Here is a 17,152-nt window from a genome sequence, read left to right as displayed (position 1 = left end):
GAGCCACCTCTCCCCGATCGACGCGGTAGAGGAAGGGCGCGAGCCTATTGCCGCCAACGCTTTCCAACGAGGCTCCCTTCCTTTCCCTCCGGAGGGGGAAGGTGGCGGTGCGAAGCAGCGACGGATTGAGGAAGCCGGTCCTCGAACGCGAGGCCGACGACGACATGGTTTTGCTGTCAGGCCGCGCCTACTTCACCGACACGCTCTGCCCACCCTCGACCGCCAGCACCAGCCGGCGGTTGGTGATCCGCGCCAGTTGCGCCAGCCGTCCGGCCGGGCGTTCGCCGTAAAGATCGGAAAGTGAGGCCGGCAGCACCAGCGCCAACGTGCCATTGCCGCGGTTTTCCCATTTCAGCCGCGGCATGACGCCGGGCATGGCCGCAGTCAGCAGATAGACGACGCGCAGCACCGCCGCCAGGATGCGGGCGCGCTCGAGATAGCGCGGCGTCGCCAGGCCGCGGATTTCCGGCGCCGCATCGTTGAACACGCCTTCGTGGCGGAACAGGCCGACCAGCGCCAGGAAGGCACGGCCGGGGTGATCGACGCCGATGAAGGAGGCGTGGGCAATGATGTTGAGCGACTGCTTGCCGCGATATTCCGGGTGTGCGCGCCAGCCTATATCGGCCAGCAGACAGGCAGCGTGGCGATAGCGCGCCTCATCCTCCGTCTCGTCGATGCCGAAGGCGGCAAAGGTCTTGTCCGTCCATTCGACAAGCTCATGCGCATGGGTGACCGAGCGCGACCGCAGCCGCGCCAGTTCCTCCGAAGCGGAGACCAGCGGATCGGCCTTCTGCTCGGCAGGGTCGAGCAGCGAATAGAGAAACCCTTCGCGCACGCCCAATGCCGAGACGATAATCTTCGACGGCTGCATCGCCGCCATGATCTCCTGCAGCACGACCGCGCCATAGGGCAGCAGCGAACGGCGGTTCTTCGACACACCTTCGATGCCCTTGACCTTCTCGATCTCGCCTTTCGCCACCTGCTTCAGGAAATTGGCGGCGCTTTCGACACCGATCTCATAGTGGTGCATGACGCCAAGCGGGTAGTTGGTCATTTCCATGTGCAGCCGGGCAAGGTTTCGCCAGGTGCCGCCAACGGCGTAGAAGGGCCGTCCCAGCCCGCCCTTCAACAATTTGGCGCGCGCCAGTTCGTCGCGGGTGATCTTTGCCGCCTGGGCGAGCGAATTCCTGGCCATGTCCTGCAGCCGCAGGCCACCCAGCGGCAGCGTGATGCCGTCGCCGATCGCCTCGCCATTGATGTCGATAAGCTCCAGGCTGCCGCCGCCAAGATCACCGGCAATGCCATTGGCGGGGTGGAAGCCCGAAATGACGCCAAGCGCCGAATAATGCGCCTCCTGCCGGCCAGTGAGCACGCGGATCTCGGTCTTGAGCACATCCTGGGCGCGGTGGATGAAATCGGGGCCGTTGATCGCTTCGCGGGCCGCGGCCGTTGCCAGCACAAACATGTGCTCCGCACCCGCCTGATCGGAGAGCGCGCGGAAACGGCGAAACTCCTCCATCGAGCGCGTCACCGCCTCGGGATCGAGCTTGCCGGTCGAAACGATACCGCGGCCGAGGCCGGCCAGCATCTTTTCGTTGAACAGCAAGGTCGGCGAGCGCGCCAACCCTTCATAGACGACAAGGCGGATCGAGTTCGAGCCGATGTCGATGATGGACAGCGGCCGGCGATCCTGCAGCCGGCCTTGGGACGTTGAAATCATCAGCCGGTGTTCTTCTTGCGACGCTTGAACTGCGCGATGCGCTTGGGCGCATGCGACTTCAGCGCGTCACCCCGTCCCGACAGGCTCGGATTGGTCATGAAATATTCCTGCGCGTTGAACGGTTCCTCACCCTCCTCCAGCACGACGCGCCGGGAGGTTCCGTCAGCCAATACGTCGAAACTTTGCTGGTTGTCCATGATGTTGCCCAGCATGATCTGGCCAAGGATCTGTTCATGCACCGTCGGATTGGTGATCGGCACCATGGTCTCGACGCGGCGGTCGAGATTGCGTGGCATCAAGTCGGCCGAGGCGATGTAGACGATCGCCTCGTCCGACGGCAGGCCATGGCCGTTGCCGAAGCAGTAGATGCGGCTGTGTTCGAGGAAGCGGCCGACGATCGACTTGACCCTGATGTTTTCCGACAGGCCGGGCACCTGCGGCCGCAGGCAGCAGATGCCGCGCACGACGAGATCGATCTCGACGCCGGCACGGCTGGCGTCATAGAGCGCGTCGATGATGTTGGGATCGACGAGCGCGTTCATCTTCATCCAGATGCGCGCCGGACGGCCAGCCAGCGCGTAGGCGACCTCGTCGGCAATGTGCTTGAGGATACGGCTGCGCAGCGTAAACGGCGAGATGGCGATCCGCATCTCATCGGTCGGCTCGGCATAGCCGGTGATGAAGTTGAACAGCTGGGCGACATCGCGCGCGATCGTCGGATCGGTGGTGAAGAAGGACAGGTCGGTGTAGATGCGCGCGGTCACCGGATGGTAGTTGCCGGTGCCGAGATGGACATAGTTGCGCAGCTTGCCGTCCTCGCGCCGCACCACAAGCGACATTTTCGCATGGGTCTTCAGTTCGAGGAAGCCGAACACGACCTGGACGCCGGCGCGTTCGAGGTCGCGCGCCCAGCGGATGTTGGCCTCCTCGTCGAAGCGCGCCTTGAGCTCGACCAGGGCGGTCACCGACTTGCCTGCCTCGGCCGCGTCGACCAAGGCGCGCACGATCGGGCTGTCGTTGGAGGTGCGGTAGAGCGTCTGCTTGATCGCCACCACCTCCGGGTCGGCCATCGCCTGGCGCAGGAATTGGACCACCACGTCAAAGGATTCATAGGGGTGGTGGACGACGATGTCCTTCTCGCGAATGGCCGCGAAACAGTCGCCGCCATGCTCGCGGATGCGCTCGGGAAAGCGTGGATTGTAGGGGGTGAACTTCAGGTCGTCGCGCGGCACGGCGACGATCTCGGAAATCTGGCTGAGCGCCAGCGGGCCGGTCAGAACGCTGATGCGGCTCGAAGAGACGCCAAGCTCGCCGGCGACGAACTCGCGCAATTCGCCGGGCATCGACTTGTCGAATTCGATGCGGATGACCGAACCGCGGCGGCGGCGCTTCAGCGCCGTCTCGAACAGGCGCACGAGATCTTCCGACTCTTCCTCGACCTCGATATCGCTGTCCCGGATGATGCGGAAGGTGCCTGAACCCTTGACCTCATAGCCGGGGAACAGCTTGCCGATATAGAGGCCGACAGCCTCCTCCAGTGGAATGAAGCGAACGTGCTGCTTGCGGTCGGGCAGACGGATGAAGCGCTTCAGCGCCACCGGCAGGCGCAGAAGCGCGCTCATCTCCTCGCCATTCTTGCGATGGCGCAATTGCAGCGCCATCGAGAAGCCGAGATTGGGAATGAACGGAAACGGATGCGCCGGGTCGATCGACAGTGGAGTCAGCACCGGGAAAACCTGGTCCTGGAAATGGTCTTCCAGCCAGACTTTTTCATCCTTGGTCAGTGCATCGCGGGTGATGCTCTCAATGCCTTCCTTGTTGAGCAGCAACATCAGCGCCGAAAGGCTGTTCTGCTGGTCCTCCTGCAGCCGCTCGACCTCGCGCAGCAATTGTTCCAGCTGCTGCTCCGGCGTGCGGCCGTCGGGGCTCTTGAGCGCAATGCCTTCGCGCACCTGGCCCGCAAGGCCGGCGACGCGGACCATGAAGAATTCATCGAGATTGGCGGCCGAAATCGACAGGAAACGGACGCGTTCGAGCAGCGGATGGTGCTCGTTCTGTGATTCCTCGAGCACACGCCGGTTGAACTGCAGCCAGGAGAACTCACGGTTGACGAACCGATCGGGGTTGCCGCCCTCGGGGCTCGCCACCTCGACATTGATGAATTCGCTCTGCACCGGCTTCAGTTCGTTCATGGTTCCTGCTCTTCCCCGCCAACCGTCCCTTGGAGCGCCGCTGGACGTGCCATGCCTCTAACACGCTTTTGTGACGCATGGCCCTTCGGCGAAAACCATTCCGATTTCAGGGACATGCACTTAACCGGCTCACCGTATCCTCTGACAGGCTTTTGCGACAGTTTCATTTCATCGATCTTGCAAACAGGCCTGTTATGTTCCAGATGCTTTTCGACGAGATCAAGGAGACGACGATGGCAGGCGGTTCCATTCCCCACTTCCAGAACGATGCGGGCCATCCGGCAATCGACATCGGCGTCAAGGAATTCATGTGCACCGGCGCCAACCCGCCCTTCGACCATCCACACGTGTTCCTCGACATGGGCGACGACAATGAAAAGGTCTGCCCCTATTGCTCGACGCTCTACCGCTATTCGGCGAAGCTGAGGGCGACGGAAACGCTGCCGGCTGGTTGCCTTTATATCGACCAGGCCGCCTGATCCTTCCGCGACAAGCCCGATGGAAGACATCAGGTCCCGGCAGGTCATAATCGCCGGGGCCGGCATCGCCGGGCTGACCGCTGCCCTTGCCTTCGCCGGACGGGGTTATCCGGTAAAGCTTATCGAACAGGCACAGCACCTCGAAGCGGCCGGCGCCGGCATCCAGCTTTCGCCCAACGCAACACGCATTCTTGGAAAACTCGGCGTGCTCGACCGACTGCTGCCCGCAGCGTTGCGGCCGGAAGCGGTCGTGCTCAAGGACGCCGGGACGCTGCGCGAACTGGCGCGGGTACCGCTCGGGCACGCCGCCGAAGCGCGCTGGCAGTCGTCCTATCTTGTCGCCCATCGCGCAGATCTGCAGGCAGCGCTGCTGGGGCAAATGGCTGAACGGTCGCAGATTGAGCTCATCACCGGCGCCCGCGTGACCGGCATCGTCAAAGACGCGCAATATGTCGCCGTGACCGCCGAAGTGGACGGCCGCGAGATCGAGGCACGCGGCAAACTGCTGGTCGGCGCCGACGGCGTCTGGTCGGCGGTCCGGGCGCAACTCGCAGGCGAGGACTTCGTCAAAAGCCGTTTTTCGGGCGAACTCGCCTGGCGGGCTACAATCGCAGCCGACGGTGCGGCCGGAGAAGCCTTTGCCGCGATCGGCGCCGCCGACTGCGTCACCACGTTCCTGCATCCTGGCTTCCACATGGTCGCCTACCCCGTCAGCAAAGGCCAGGCCTTCAATCTCGCCGCCTTCACCAAGGGTGAGCGCATGGCCGAAGGTTGGTCGGGCCATGCCGATCCCGCGATCCTCACGGCTGCCCTGCGCGGCACCGCGCCGGGCCTGACGAAGCTCGTGGCACTGGCCGGCCCATGGACGGCCTTTCCGATCCATACCGTCGAACAACAGCGGTGGACGAGCCCGCAGGGCATCGCGCTGATCGGCGACGCCGCGCATGCGATGACGCCGTTTGCCGCACAGGGCGCGGCAATGGCGATCGAGGATGCCATCACGCTTGCCGACGCTATCGCCGATTTCCCTGGCGATCTGCCCAGAAGTTTTCAAATCTGGGAAAATCTTCGGCGGCCGCGTGTCGCCAAGGCCGCGCGTCGTGGGGCCGTAAACCGCCTCGCCTGGCATGCTGCCGGCCCGGTGGCGATCGCCCGCAATCTGTTCCTGGCCATGCGCTCGCCCGACAAGCTCGCCGCCGACCTCGACTGGCTCTATGGATGGCGAGCGGACACTCGGCAGTCTAGATCGTCAACGTAGCGATCCTTCCCACTCCCCTCTGTCCTGCCGGACATCTCCCACGCAAGGGGGGAGATTGGATGTCGCCGTCGCCTTCGCCAAAATCGCCGGCGTTGCAGCAGGAGCGCGGGCAAAACGGCTGATCTCCCTCTTGCGGGGGAGATGGCCGGCAGGCCAGAGGGGAGTGCTGTCCCCGCGGTGCGATGAAGGACTGCTAGTTATAAAACCGCATCGACAAGCCCAGCGAGGCCGGCAGCGGGTTCCACCAGCCGGTGCGCAGGCCGGCGGTGCGCAGGCCGGCGGCTGTCCAGGTGTTACAGCCGACAAGCGCGTTGAAATGGCCGTTCGCCTCGAAGAAGCGGTCGAAGCTGGAATAGGCGGCGTTCTCGATGACGATCGGACCATTCGGCCCTTGCTGGAAACTCGCGTCGATATAGTCGAGCAGCGCTGCAAAACGTTCCTCATCGATGTCGAAACCGGTGACAGCAGGGTGCGGCTCGGCGATGGCCCCGGCGATATCGACATGCATGACCGAGGCGTCCAGTGTCAGCGCCTTGAGGACGGGCACTGTCTTCAGCTGCGACCAGCTCGGCGTCTCCAGATAGAAGGCCCGGCCGCCCCAGCCAAAGACGATGTAGCGCACTTCCGGGGCGTCGACAGGGATGCCGGCAGCGACCAGGAAATGGAAGCGCCGGCGCACCTCGTCATCGACGGGAATGGCGATGTCGGTGTGGATCGGATTCTCCAGCACCAGAATATGGCGCGTGCCCTCACCCGCCGCTGACGCCGGCCACAGCGGACGCGGCACCAGCGTGCCGAGCGTGGCAGCGAGCGCGACCACGATAATCAGCATGGCCACGAAACGCAGGGCTTTTCTCATGCGGCGGCGGCTTTGTGTTTCAATGGAGAAGATCAACCCCGACCCCAGATAGCAAAAGAGCCCGGCCGCATTACGGCAGGGCTCTTTTGCTTCGCATGAAAATGCTCAGTGCAGGATCTGCGACAGAAACAGCTTGGTGCGCTCGTGGCGCGGATGGTCGAAGAACTCGGCCGGCGTGTTCTGCTCGACGATCTGGCCCTGATCCATGAAGATCACCCGGTTGGCGACCTTGCGGGCAAAGCCCATTTCGTGGGTGACGCACAGCATGGTCATGCCTTCCTCGGCCAGGCCCACCATCGTCTCCAGCACTTCCTTGATCATTTCTGGATCGAGCGCCGAGGTCGGCTCATCGAACAGCATGATGCGCGGGTTCATGCACAGCGAACGCGCTATCGCCACGCGCTGCTGCTGGCCGCCCGACAGCTGGCCCGGATATTTGTTGGCCTGTTCGGGGATCTTGACACGCTTGAGGAAGTGCATGGCGATTTCCTCGGCCTGCTTCTTCGGCGTCTTGCGCACCCAGATCGGCGCCAGCGTGCAGTTCTCCAGGATGGTCAGATGCGGGAACAGGTTGAAGTGCTGGAACACCATGCCGACCTCGCGGCGCACCTCGTCGATCTTCTTGAGATCGTTGGTGAGTTCCTTGCCGTCGACGATGATCTTGCCCTTCTGGTGCTCTTCCAGCCGGTTGATGCAGCGGATCATGGTCGACTTGCCCGAGCCCGAAGGACCGCAGATGACGATGCGCTCGCCGCGCATCACCTTGAGGTTGATGTCCTTCAGCACATGGAACTCGCCATACCATTTGTGCATGCCGATGATGTCGATGGCGACATCGGTGGTCGAGATGTGCATCTTCTTGGCATCGACCTTGATCTCTTCGGCGCTGACGGCGTTTTCTATGACCATGGCAGGTTCCCCTTTTTGTTCTGTCTTTTAGCTATGATGCATGCCGTTGTCCCAAAACCGCTAAACACTTTTGGGCGACATGCATCAACGTTTGTGGCCGGTGTCGAGCCGGCGTTCCGTGTACATCGAATAGCGCGACATGCCGAAGCAGAACAGCCAGAAGACGAAGGCTGCAAAGATGAGACCGGATCTCGCGGTCTGTGGCGTCGCCCAATTGGCGTCCGAGAAGTTCTGCTTGACGACGCCAAGCAGGTCAAACATCGAGATGATGATGACGAGGCTTGTGTCCTTGAACATACCGATGAAGGTATTGACGATGCCGGGGATGACCAGCTTCAGTGCCTGCGGCAGCACGATCAGCACCATCTTCTGCCAGTAGCCCAGGCCAAGCGAATCCGCACCCTCATACTGGCCCTTGGGGATCGCCTGCAGGCCGCCGCGCACCACTTCGGCCATATAGGCGGCGGCAAACAGCGAGACGCCGATCAGCGCCCTGAGATATTTGTCGAACGAAACCCCGGCGGGCAGAAACAGCGGCAGCATGACGCTGGCAAAGAACAGAACGGTGATCAGCGGGATGCCGCGAACGAACTCGATGAAGACCACGCACAGTGTCTTGACGATCGGCATCTTGGAGCGCCGGCCGAGCGCCAGCACGATGCCCATCGGCAGCGACACGGCAATGCCGACAAAGGACAGGCTCAGCGTCACCAGCAGCCCGCCCCATAGCTGGGTCTCCACATGCGGCAGGCCGAAGATGCCGCCGACCAGGAGCACGAACGCGATGATCGGCAGTGCCAGGAATAGAAGAATGGCGTTCAACCCCTTGCGCGGCACACGTGGCATCAGCAACGGCACCAGCAGCGCCACGAACAGGACGGCGACCAGGATCGGCCGCCAGCGCTCTTCCAGGGGATAGCGGCCAAGCATCAACTGCCCGAACTTCGCGTTGACGAAGGCCCAGCAGGCGCCTGACCAGCCGTCCGGCTGGATGCCGCCTTGCGCCACCGTGGCGCATACAGTCCGGTCCGCCCCCGTCCACTGGGCGTTGATGAAGGCCCAGTTGACGATGGGCGGCACGATCATCACCACCAGCGCAATAGCCACTACAGTCAGGATGACGTCGCCCACCGAACCGATCAGGTTCTTGCGAACCCAGGCCAAAGGCCCCCGCACGCCGGCCGGGGCTTGTTGAGCGAGTGCCATTTCGGTCCGCACCCAGGAGGTATCATGTTCCTGCATGGCCTTACCTCTCCACCAGCGCCATCCTGGCGTTGACCACATTCATCACCGCCGACGTCACCAGGCTGATGATGAGATAGACGACCATCATGATCAGCACACCCTCGACCGCTTGACCGGTCTGATTCAGCACTGTGCCGGCGATCGCCGTCAGGTCGGGGTAACCGATGGCAATGGCCAGCGACGAGTTCTTGGTCAGGTTGAGATACTGGCTGGTCAGCGGCGGGATGACGATCCGCATGGCTTGGGGAACGACGACAAGCCGCAGGATAGATCCCGGCCGCAGCCCCAGGGCGCCAGCCGCTTCGGTCTGACCCTTGCTGACGCCGAGAATGCCGGCGCGCACGATCTCGGCGATGAAGGAGGCCGTGTAACAGGACAGCGCCAAATAGAGAGACAGGAACTCCGGCCCGATCTGAAAGCCTCCGGTCAGGTTGAAGGTCGATTGTTTTGGAAAGTCGAAGCTCAAGGGAAAGCCGCTCAGCGCATAGGCCAGGAGCGGAAGGCCGACGATCAGCGCCGCCGAAGTCCAGAATACGGGAAACTGCTGGCCGGTTGCCATTTGCCGCTGGCGTGCCGTGCGCGCGACAAAAAAAGCCATGGCGATGCCGACAAGCAAGGCGACAAACATCAGCCAGGAGCCGTCGCCCCAGATAGCGCGCGGAAAATAGAAACCGCGTTGGTTGAGGAAAGAGCCGAACGGCAAATTGAAACTGTCGCGAGGCGCCGGCAGTACCGCGAGCACGCCTGAATACCAGAAGAAGATCACCAGCAGCGGCGGGATATTGCGGAACACCTCGACATAGACCGTGCAAATCTTGCGAACCAGCCAGTTGCGCGATAACCGGCCGACGCCGACAATGAAGCCAATGATGGTCGCGGTGATAATCCCGGCAACGGCGACGATAATGGTGTTGATAAGCCCGACGACAATGGCCTGGCCATAGGTCGAATCGGAATCATAAGCGATGGGCCTGACTGGAATGTCAAAGCCTGCTCGGTTGTTCAGGAAGCCAAAACCGGAAGTAATATGCAGGCGCTGCAGGTTGACGATGACGTTGTGGACGATCCACCAGACGCCCGCCACCAGCAAGATGACAACCACCGCCTGGAAGAAAAACCCGCGGACTTTCGGATCGTTGATGAAGGAACCGCGGCTCGGCTCCTCGCGAAGAACTTCCTGCGACGCCATTGCTCATCCCCTGGAAAGAGAAACCGGAAGGCAGATGATCTGCCTTCCGGATCACATTTCGATCAGCGGATCGGCGGTGCGTATTGCAGGCCGCCCTTGGTCCACAGCGCATTGATGCCGCGCGCGATCTTCAGCGGGCTGCCGGTGCCGACATTGCGCTCGAACATCTCACCGTAATTGCCGACTGCCTTGACGATGTTGACGACCCAGTCATTGCTCACGCCAAGGTCGGTTCCGATCTTGGTTTCGGCTTCCTGACCGAGCACGCGCTTGATCTCCGGATTATCCGAGGTCTTCATCTCTTCGACATTGGCCTGGGTGATGCCCAGTTCCTCTGCCTGCAACAGGGCGAAGTAGGTCCACTTGACGATGTGGTACCACTGGTCGTCCCCCTGGCGTACGGCAGGGCCGAGCGGCTCTTTGGAGATGATCTCGGGCAGCACGACATGGTCGGCCGGCGCACTCAGCGTCAGGCGGATGCCATAGAGGCCGGATTGGTCGGTGGTGTAGACGTCGCAGCGGCCGGCGTCATAGGCAGCGTTGACCTCTTCCAGCTTTTCGAAGACGACCGGGTTGTACTCCATCTTGTTCGCCTTGAAGTAATCGGCGAGGTTGAGCTCGGTGGTGGTGCCGCTCTGCACGCAGACTGCCGCACCTGAAAGCTGCAGAGCCGAATTGACGCCAGGCAGTTTCTTGGCGTTGATCATGAAACCCTGGCCGTCATAATAGGTGACGCCGATGAAGTTCAGGCCAAGCGCGGTATCGCGATTGATGGTCCATGTGGTGTTGCGCGACAGGAGATCGATCTCGCCCGACTGCAACGCGGTGAAGCGCTCCTTGGCGCTGAGCGGCGTGAACTTGACCTTGGAGGCATCGCCGAAGACTGCACCAGCGACAGCGCGGCAGAAATCCGCGTCGATGCCTTTCCAATCGCCTTTGTCGTCAGGCGCCGAGAAGCCGGCCAGGCCCGTCGAGACACCGCACTGGATGAAGCCCTTCGCCTTGACGGTATCGAGCGTTGTCGCCGACGCGGCCGAAGCCATCCATCCAAGCGCAGCGGCACCGAGAATGCCAATTGCAATATGTTTCATAACCCACAGACCCTTTTCTGTTTTCAGGTAAACCCTGATCCTCAGGCAAATCCTGATCTTTTCCCGCGTGAACCCGGCTCCCATCCGGCTCATTCCGGAACCTCGCATCGTAATCGACGCCCGGCCCCTCCCATTCACGAACTGCATCGAAGGCGATTATCTCTGTGAGGTCAAGGGAAATGACCGTTTCACGACAGCTTTGAAAACCAATTGCCGCAAATGCCTGAATTGCGGACAACACCCTCAGGAAAGCAGCAAGCCCCGCAAACAAAAACGGCAAAGTCCGTCGACGCTAATCCACATCCACTCATGAAATCCGCGGCTCTGGATTGCCACGCGTTCCAGACTATTCATGGGGGAATTGGCCTATGCAAAGGGCACCGCGTGGCGGGCGCCCGCTGTTGCACGGCCAATGCCGCCGCTCTATGGCTAGCGCTTTCACCACAAGGCGAAGAGCAATGGCGACTGACGGCAACGAAATGGGTATCAACACGCGGCTTGCCCATTCGGGCAACAATCCGCACGACTATTTCGGCTTCGTCAATCCGCCGATCGTGCATGCCTCGACCGTGCTCTATCCCAATGCGTCGGTGATGGCGGCGCGCAGCCAGAAATACACCTATGGCACACGCGGCACGCCGACCACCGATGCGTTGGCGCATGCGATCGACGCGCTGGAAGGCTCCGCCGGCACAATAATCGTGCCGTCGGGCCTGGCGGCGGTGACCGTCCCGTTGCTGGCGTTTCTCTCGGCAGGCGATCACATCCTGATTGTCGATTCCGTCTACCATCCGACCCGCAATTTCGCCGACACGATGCTGAAGCGGCTGGGTGTCGAGGTCGAGTATTACGATCCGCATGCCAGCGCCGGCATCGCCAGCTTGATCAAGCCGAACACCAAAGTCGTGTTTACGGAATCACCGGCCTCCAACACCTTCGAGGTGCAGGACGTTCCGGCGATCGCCAAGGCGGCGCATGAAACGGGCGCCATCGTCATGATGGACAACACCTGGGCAACGCCGCTCTATTTCCGTCCGCTCGACCACGGCGTCGATATCTCGATCCATGCGGCGACGAAATATCCGGCCGGGCATTCGGACGTGCTGCTGGGCACAGTGTCTGCCAATGCCAACTGCTGGAAGCAGCTTTGCGAGACGTTCTACACGATGGGCTGCTGCGCCGGCCCCGACGACGTCTACCAAGTCCTGCGCGGCCTGCGCACGATGGGCGTTCGGCTGGATCACCATCAAAAGAGCGCGCTTTCGATTGCCACCTGGATTGAAGGCCAGCCCGGCGTGGCCCGCGTGCTGCACCCGGCGCTTCCCAGCCACCCCGACTACGCGGTGTGGAAGCGTGATTTTTCCGGCTCGAGCGGCATCTTTTCCATCGTGCTCAAAGGCGGCGGCCAGAGACAGCAGCATGCCTTCCTCGATGCGTTGAAAATCTTCGGTCTCGGCTATTCCTGGGGCGGCTATGAGAGCCTTGCCGTGCCGGTCTTCCTCGGCGACCGTACCGTCGCCAAGGGCCCCTATGACGGCCCGCTGATCCGGCTGCAGATCGGACTCGAGGATGTCGAGGACCTCAAGGCCGATATCCTGCGCGGGCTGGAAGCGGCCGCTGCGGCATGAGACCAGCAAACTTGCGAAGCTGATTCCGCTGGTCCGCCCAACCCGTTGAAAGGATTGGCGAGCGACTTTCGCAGGCGATCGACGTCGCAAAGCCGCTCATGGGTCGGCCAAGCGCAATGTTATTTCCCCAATGCGCGCTTTTTCGGATCGGTTTGACTTTCAAAATCGTCGGTCCAACGCCATTGCAGGCGCTGCGCGCACAATTCCAGCCGGACTGAGCTTGCCATGGCCTTTCGTCTCTTTGTCCCCATTCTCGCCGGCGCGACGCTGCGCGAGCGCCTCATCGCCTGCATCGGGGCGATGATCGGCATTGCGCTGACCGGCGCGATCGGCGCGCTGGTGCTTGGCAATGGCCCGCATGTGCCGCTGCTGGTGGCGCCGATGGGGGCGTCGGCGGTGCTGCTGTTCGCGGTGCCTGCAAGCCCGCTGGCGCAGCCATGGTCGATCATCGGCGGCAATACAATATCGGCGCTGGTCGGCGTGATCGTGGCCCATTTCGTCCATCAGCCCGTTCTCGCCACGGGCATTGCCGTGGCGATGGCGATCGCCGCCATGTCGTTCTCGCGCTGCCTGCATCCGCCGGGCGGAGCCGCCGCACTGACCGCCGTGCTCGGCGGGCCGGCCGTGATCGGTGCCGGCTTCCTGTTTCCGTTCGTGCCGGTGGCGCTGAACTCCATGATGCTGGTCGCGCTCGGCTATGCTTTCCACAGGCTGTCGCGACGCAGCTACCCGCATGTGCCGGCCCCTGCCCCGAAAAGCACGCACGGAACCAGCGATCCGCCGGCTCAGGAGCGCATCGGCTTCCGGGCCGAGGACATCGATGCCGCGCTGGCTGCGCTCGACGAGACCTTCGACATCGACCGCAACGATCTCGAACAGCTGCTGCGACAGGTCGAACTGCAAGCGACGATGCGCGCACACCGAACCATGTTGTGCGAGGACATCATGTCGCGCGACGTGATTTCGGTCGATGAACACGCGTCCGCCGATCGGGCGCGTCATCTGCTGCTCGACCACAATATCCGCACGCTGCCGGTTGTAGACAAGGACGCCAGGCTGGTCGGCACCGTTGGATTGAGGGAATTGGCGCGAGCCGACGAAGCCGTCGGAAGCGTTACGTCGACAGCGTCGACCGCCGCCGCCGGTACGCCCGCCATGGCCCTGCTACCGGTGCTCACCGACGGCCGCACCCATGCAGTCATGATCGTGGACGGGGACAGCCGCATCCTTGGCCTGATCACGCAGACCGATCTGCTTGCGGCAACGGCACGAGCGCAGGCTGCTGACAAGCCGCTGGCGGAAGCAGTATTCTAGGCGCCGTCGGAGCCGGGCGAAAATGGCCGGGAACCTTTTGCCGGCGATGTCATCCAATGTCTTGATCGAGGTTTCGAACGGGGATTGGATCGAGGAACTGGCCATGCCTGCTATGTCTCTACCAATGCCCACTGCTGCCTCAAGCGAGATGCTTCTCGTGCGCCGCGCGCTGGCACGCGAAGGCAACGCCTTCCGCATCATCATGAAGACCCATAATCAGCGGCTCTATCGCATCGCTCGCGGGGTGGTGCGCAACGATGCTGAAGCCGAGGACATCGTCCAGGAGGCCTATGTCAGAGCCTTTGCCCATCTCGATGCCTTTCGCGGGGAGTCCTCATTGGCCACCTGGCTGTCGCGCATCGTCATCAACGAGGCGCTCGGTCGTCTGCGCAAAAGGCGGCGGACGGTGGCGAAAAACCCGCAAGCCGAAATCATCCAGTTCCCCCTCAATCCCAGCGACGATCCGGAGCGGACGATGGCGCAGCGGCAGATCCTCGAGTTGGTGGAACGGGCGACCGACAGCCTACCCGATGTTTATCGGACGGTGTTCGTGGCGCGGGTTATCGAGGGGCTCAGTATCGAGGAGACCGCCGAGCTGCTTGGCGTGCGGCCGGAAACCGTCAAGACAAGGCTACACCGCGCCCGCGCCCTGGTACGCAAGGCACTCGACGACCAGATCGGGCCGGTGCTGCTCGACGCCTTCCCGTTTGCCGGCCGGCGCTGCGACAGGCTGACCAGCGCCGTCATGCAGCGGCTCGGCCTGGAGAGCTGATCATCGGCTGATTTGGCCGATTTCCCCGGGAACGTTTGCCGCCGCTGCGCATCCAATGACCGTCAACTGAAAAACACGGCCCGGCGCGATCCCGCGTCCGGGCGAAGGAGATGCCATGGTTACCCGACACACCGCCGCCCTCGCTGCCTTGCTGCTGCTTGGCGCTGCCCCGCTCGCGCAAGCCGCCGACAAGCCGACGGACCCGCAGATCGCCCACATCGCCTACACGGCAGGCGTCATCGATGTGGAAGCCGCCAAGCAGGCGATCAAGAAATCGAAGACCAAGGAGGTCGTGGATTTCGCCAACGACATGGTGCGCGACCACGAAGCGGTCAACGCGCAGGCACTGGAACTGGTAAAGAAGCTGAAGGTGACGCCGGAAGACAACGCAACCAGCCAGGCGCTGACCAAGGCTGCGGCCGAGGAGCGGGCGAAGCTCGCCAAACTCGACGGCGCAGCCTTTGACAAAGCCTATGTCGACAACGAGATCGCCTACCACAAACAGGTCGACGGCGCGCTTGAAACCCTTTTGATCCCATCGGCCAGTAATACCGAGTTGAAGAGCCTGCTGGAGACCGGCCTGAAGATTTTCCAGGGCCATGAACAGCACGCCGAGCATGTTGCAGGTATGCTGAAGTAAGGACCAGGCCATGTCGAAACGGCAGCTGTGGATTGCACTGGCGCTGGTCTTCGGGACCTCACCCGTGCAGGCCGAAACCATCCAGGTCACCATCGACAAACTTGTCTTTTCGCCGGCCACCGTCGACGCGAAGGTCGGCGACACGATCAAGTGGGTGAACAAGGACGTGTTCGCACATACGGCTACCGTCAAGGGTGGCTGGGAAGTGATGATCCCGCCGAAGACAACAGCGAGCCTGAACCTGCGGAAGGCGGAAGCGGTCGAATATTTCTGCCGCTTCCACCCCAACATGAAAGGTCATGTGGCCGTGACGGCGCCTTGATCCCGGTCCGCAAGCCCGTCCTGCTGCGTTGAGGCTCGCCTGGCTTCATCCGGCCGGGTGATGTGTGTCCACGAGCCGTCACAGCCCGGCTGGCGCCGTGCGATCCAGGCATCCAGCCCTTCGCGCAGATCAGCGGTCGGTGCCATGCGGGCGAACTGCTCGGCCTCGACAGCCAAGCCTTCCGCGATGCTCTGGTTCAGGCCCCGCGCCACTGCTGTGAGGATCGAGGCAATTGCTGCAGGAGAATGTCTGGTCATGCGCCGGGCAAGATCAATTGCGGCGGGCATCAGCTCCTCATGCGGCACCACCTGGTTGACGAGGCCGAGTTCGACGGCGCGCGGCGGCGGGAAACAATCGCCGGTCAACAGCAGCTCGAGCGCCCTCTTGCGCCCTGCCAGTCTCGGAAGCCGCTGCGTGCCGCCGAAAGTAGGCGGCATTGCAAGGTTGATCTCAGGCTTGGCGAACAAGGCGCGGTCGCTGGCGATAGCGAGCGGCACGGCTTCGGTGATCTCGCAGCCGCCGCCGAAGGCGATGCCGTTGACGGCGGCGATGACGGGCTTGCGGAATGCCTCCAGCCTTGCCGTCAGCCGCTGTCCGCGCATGACGAAGTCGCGCAGGGCAACGTCGACGCCGATGGCCACGCTGCCTGAGAATTCATGGATGTCGCCGCCGGCGGAGAAGGCGCGCTCTCCTGCTCCAGTGAGGATGACGGCGCGGATGGCACCGTCGGTCTCGGCGGCATCGAGGAGCGCAAGCAGGCGATCAATCAGCGCATAGTTCAAGGCGTTGAGCTTTTCCGGCCGATTAAGTGTGAGGATGGCGATCCCGTTGCGGGCCTCGGTGAGCACAAGCTCGGTCATGTCTTTTCCTTCCGTGTGTTTGTCGACGGAGAGGATCAGGCTTTCGGTTGTATGTATATTCACTGGTCGGTATACTTGCGTATGAGCGAAGCACCGAGCCCTACCCGCAAACGCATTGTCGATGCCGCAACGAAGCTGTTCTATGCCGAGGGGATCGGCCGCGTCAGCGTCGATGCAGTGGCGGAAAAAGCCGGGCTGACCAAGCGCACGCTCTACTATCATTTCAAGAGCAAGGACGATTTGATCGCGGCCTATCTCGACGGTCGCGACCAGCCGAACCTCAAGCAGATGGCCGGCTGGTTCGAGATGGCCGAAGGCGATGTCGAGCGCAAGGTCGAGGCGATTTTCACCAATCTGGCGCGCGTGGCGAAGCACCCGAAATGGAGAGGCTGCGGCTTCCTGCGCACGGCAGCCGAACTCGCTTCCATGCCCGGACACCCCGCCGTTAAAGCGGGGGCGCGGCATAAGCAGAATTTCGAGACCTGGTTGGCCGGCGAACTCTCAGGCCACGGCGTCGACGAGCCGCGGACCCTGGCGCGCGAAATCGTGCTTTTGATGGACGGCGCGTTCTCGATCATGCTGATCCACCGCAACCCCGACTATGTCGAGGCGGCCGGACATGCCGCTGCAACGCTGGTTCGGGCAAGGTTAGGATCGGCGACTATCCGCTAGAG

Annotated in this window: 16 protein-coding genes; 8 read left to right on the top strand and 8 right to left on the bottom strand. The window is 62.5% G+C overall.

Going from position 1 to position 17,152, the window contains the following annotated elements; genetic code table 11:
- Positions 1-187: 187 nt before the first annotated feature.
- Together ppx and NKJ78_RS00470 are read right to left on the bottom strand one after the other, a co-directional pair.
- Positions 188-1,720, bottom strand: a complete 1,533-nt coding sequence (ppx, locus tag NKJ78_RS00475) for an exopolyphosphatase (RefSeq protein ID WP_023697723.1) — start codon at positions 1,718-1,720, stop codon at positions 188-190.
- The gene (locus tag NKJ78_RS00470; protein WP_023700662.1) at positions 1,720-3,912 is read right to left on the bottom strand and encodes an RNA degradosome polyphosphate kinase; all 2,193 of its coding nucleotides are present in this window, start codon (positions 3,910-3,912) and stop codon (positions 1,720-1,722) included. Before NKJ78_RS00470 ends, ppx begins: the two co-directional genes overlap by 1 nt.
- Positions 3,913-4,145: 233 nt before the next feature.
- Here NKJ78_RS00470 and NKJ78_RS00465 point away from each other — a divergent pair, with 233 nt between their 5' ends.
- Entirely contained in the window at positions 4,146-4,391 is a 246-nt protein-coding gene (locus tag NKJ78_RS00465; RefSeq protein ID WP_023705697.1) for a zinc-finger domain-containing protein, read from the top strand.
- Between the two features lie 19 nt (positions 4,392-4,410).
- On the top strand, positions 4,411-5,649 hold the full coding sequence (locus tag NKJ78_RS00460; protein ID WP_352460566.1) for an FAD-dependent monooxygenase: 1,239 nt from the start codon (positions 4,411-4,413) through the stop codon (positions 5,647-5,649).
- A gap of 193 nt (positions 5,650-5,842) precedes the next feature.
- Here NKJ78_RS00460 and NKJ78_RS00455 read toward each other — a convergent pair whose 3' ends face one another.
- From NKJ78_RS00455 to NKJ78_RS00435, 5 genes are all read right to left on the bottom strand, one after another.
- A complete protein-coding gene (locus NKJ78_RS00455) occupies positions 5,843-6,508 on the bottom strand; it encodes a TIGR02117 family protein (protein WP_352460565.1) in 666 nt (221 codons plus the stop codon).
- Positions 6,509-6,613: 105 nt separating this feature from the next.
- Positions 6,614-7,417, bottom strand: a complete 804-nt coding sequence (locus tag NKJ78_RS00450; protein ID WP_023671483.1) for an amino acid ABC transporter ATP-binding protein — start codon at positions 7,415-7,417, stop codon at positions 6,614-6,616.
- 84 nt (positions 7,418-7,501) lie between these two features.
- Positions 7,502-8,659, bottom strand: a complete 1,158-nt coding sequence (locus NKJ78_RS00445; RefSeq protein ID WP_352460564.1) for an amino acid ABC transporter permease — start codon at positions 8,657-8,659, stop codon at positions 7,502-7,504.
- Between the two features lie 4 nt (positions 8,660-8,663).
- Positions 8,664-9,851, bottom strand: coding sequence for an amino acid ABC transporter permease (locus NKJ78_RS00440; protein WP_023671481.1), 1,188 nt, complete (start codon positions 9,849-9,851; stop codon positions 8,664-8,666).
- A 62-nt stretch (positions 9,852-9,913) separates the two neighbouring features.
- The gene (locus tag NKJ78_RS00435; protein ID WP_023671480.1) at positions 9,914-10,942 is read right to left on the bottom strand and encodes an amino acid ABC transporter substrate-binding protein; all 1,029 of its coding nucleotides are present in this window, start codon (positions 10,940-10,942) and stop codon (positions 9,914-9,916) included.
- A gap of 458 nt (positions 10,943-11,400) precedes the next feature.
- On the opposite strand from NKJ78_RS00435, the gene NKJ78_RS00430 reads away from it, so the two are divergent.
- From NKJ78_RS00430 to NKJ78_RS00410, 5 genes are all read left to right on the top strand, one after another.
- Positions 11,401-12,570 (top strand): cystathionine beta-lyase, encoded by a 1,170-nt coding sequence (locus NKJ78_RS00430; RefSeq protein ID WP_352460563.1) that lies wholly within the window; start codon positions 11,401-11,403, stop codon positions 12,568-12,570.
- Positions 12,571-12,795: 225 nt separating this feature from the next.
- Positions 12,796-13,884, top strand: coding sequence for an HPP family protein (locus NKJ78_RS00425; protein ID WP_023739194.1), 1,089 nt, complete (start codon positions 12,796-12,798; stop codon positions 13,882-13,884).
- A 103-nt stretch (positions 13,885-13,987) separates the two neighbouring features.
- The gene (locus NKJ78_RS00420) at positions 13,988-14,656 is read left to right on the top strand and encodes an RNA polymerase sigma factor (protein WP_023705692.1); all 669 of its coding nucleotides are present in this window, start codon (positions 13,988-13,990) and stop codon (positions 14,654-14,656) included.
- Positions 14,657-14,771: 115 nt separating this feature from the next.
- A complete protein-coding gene (locus tag NKJ78_RS00415; RefSeq protein WP_023705691.1) occupies positions 14,772-15,296 on the top strand; it encodes a DUF4142 domain-containing protein in 525 nt (174 codons plus the stop codon).
- A 10-nt stretch (positions 15,297-15,306) separates the two neighbouring features.
- Positions 15,307-15,618, top strand: a complete 312-nt coding sequence (locus tag NKJ78_RS00410) for a cupredoxin domain-containing protein (RefSeq protein ID WP_023739193.1) — start codon at positions 15,307-15,309, stop codon at positions 15,616-15,618.
- Here NKJ78_RS00410 and NKJ78_RS00405 read toward each other — a convergent pair.
- Complete coding sequence (locus NKJ78_RS00405) at positions 15,594-16,478, bottom strand: crotonase/enoyl-CoA hydratase family protein (RefSeq protein ID WP_023739192.1); 885 nt, start codon at positions 16,476-16,478, stop codon at positions 15,594-15,596. The two genes, NKJ78_RS00410 and NKJ78_RS00405, sit on opposite strands and share 25 nt — an antisense overlap.
- Positions 16,479-16,559: 81 nt before the next feature.
- Between NKJ78_RS00405 and NKJ78_RS00400 the strand changes: the two genes are divergently transcribed.
- Entirely contained in the window at positions 16,560-17,150 is a 591-nt protein-coding gene (locus NKJ78_RS00400) for a TetR/AcrR family transcriptional regulator (protein ID WP_023739191.1), read from the top strand.
- Positions 17,151-17,152 lie beyond the last annotated feature (2 nt).

Source organism: Mesorhizobium sp. M0037, assembly GCF_040323635.1.
Classification (GTDB): Bacteria; Pseudomonadota; Alphaproteobacteria; order Rhizobiales; family Rhizobiaceae; genus Mesorhizobium.
This window is presented reverse-complemented; position numbering and strand designations above follow the sequence as displayed.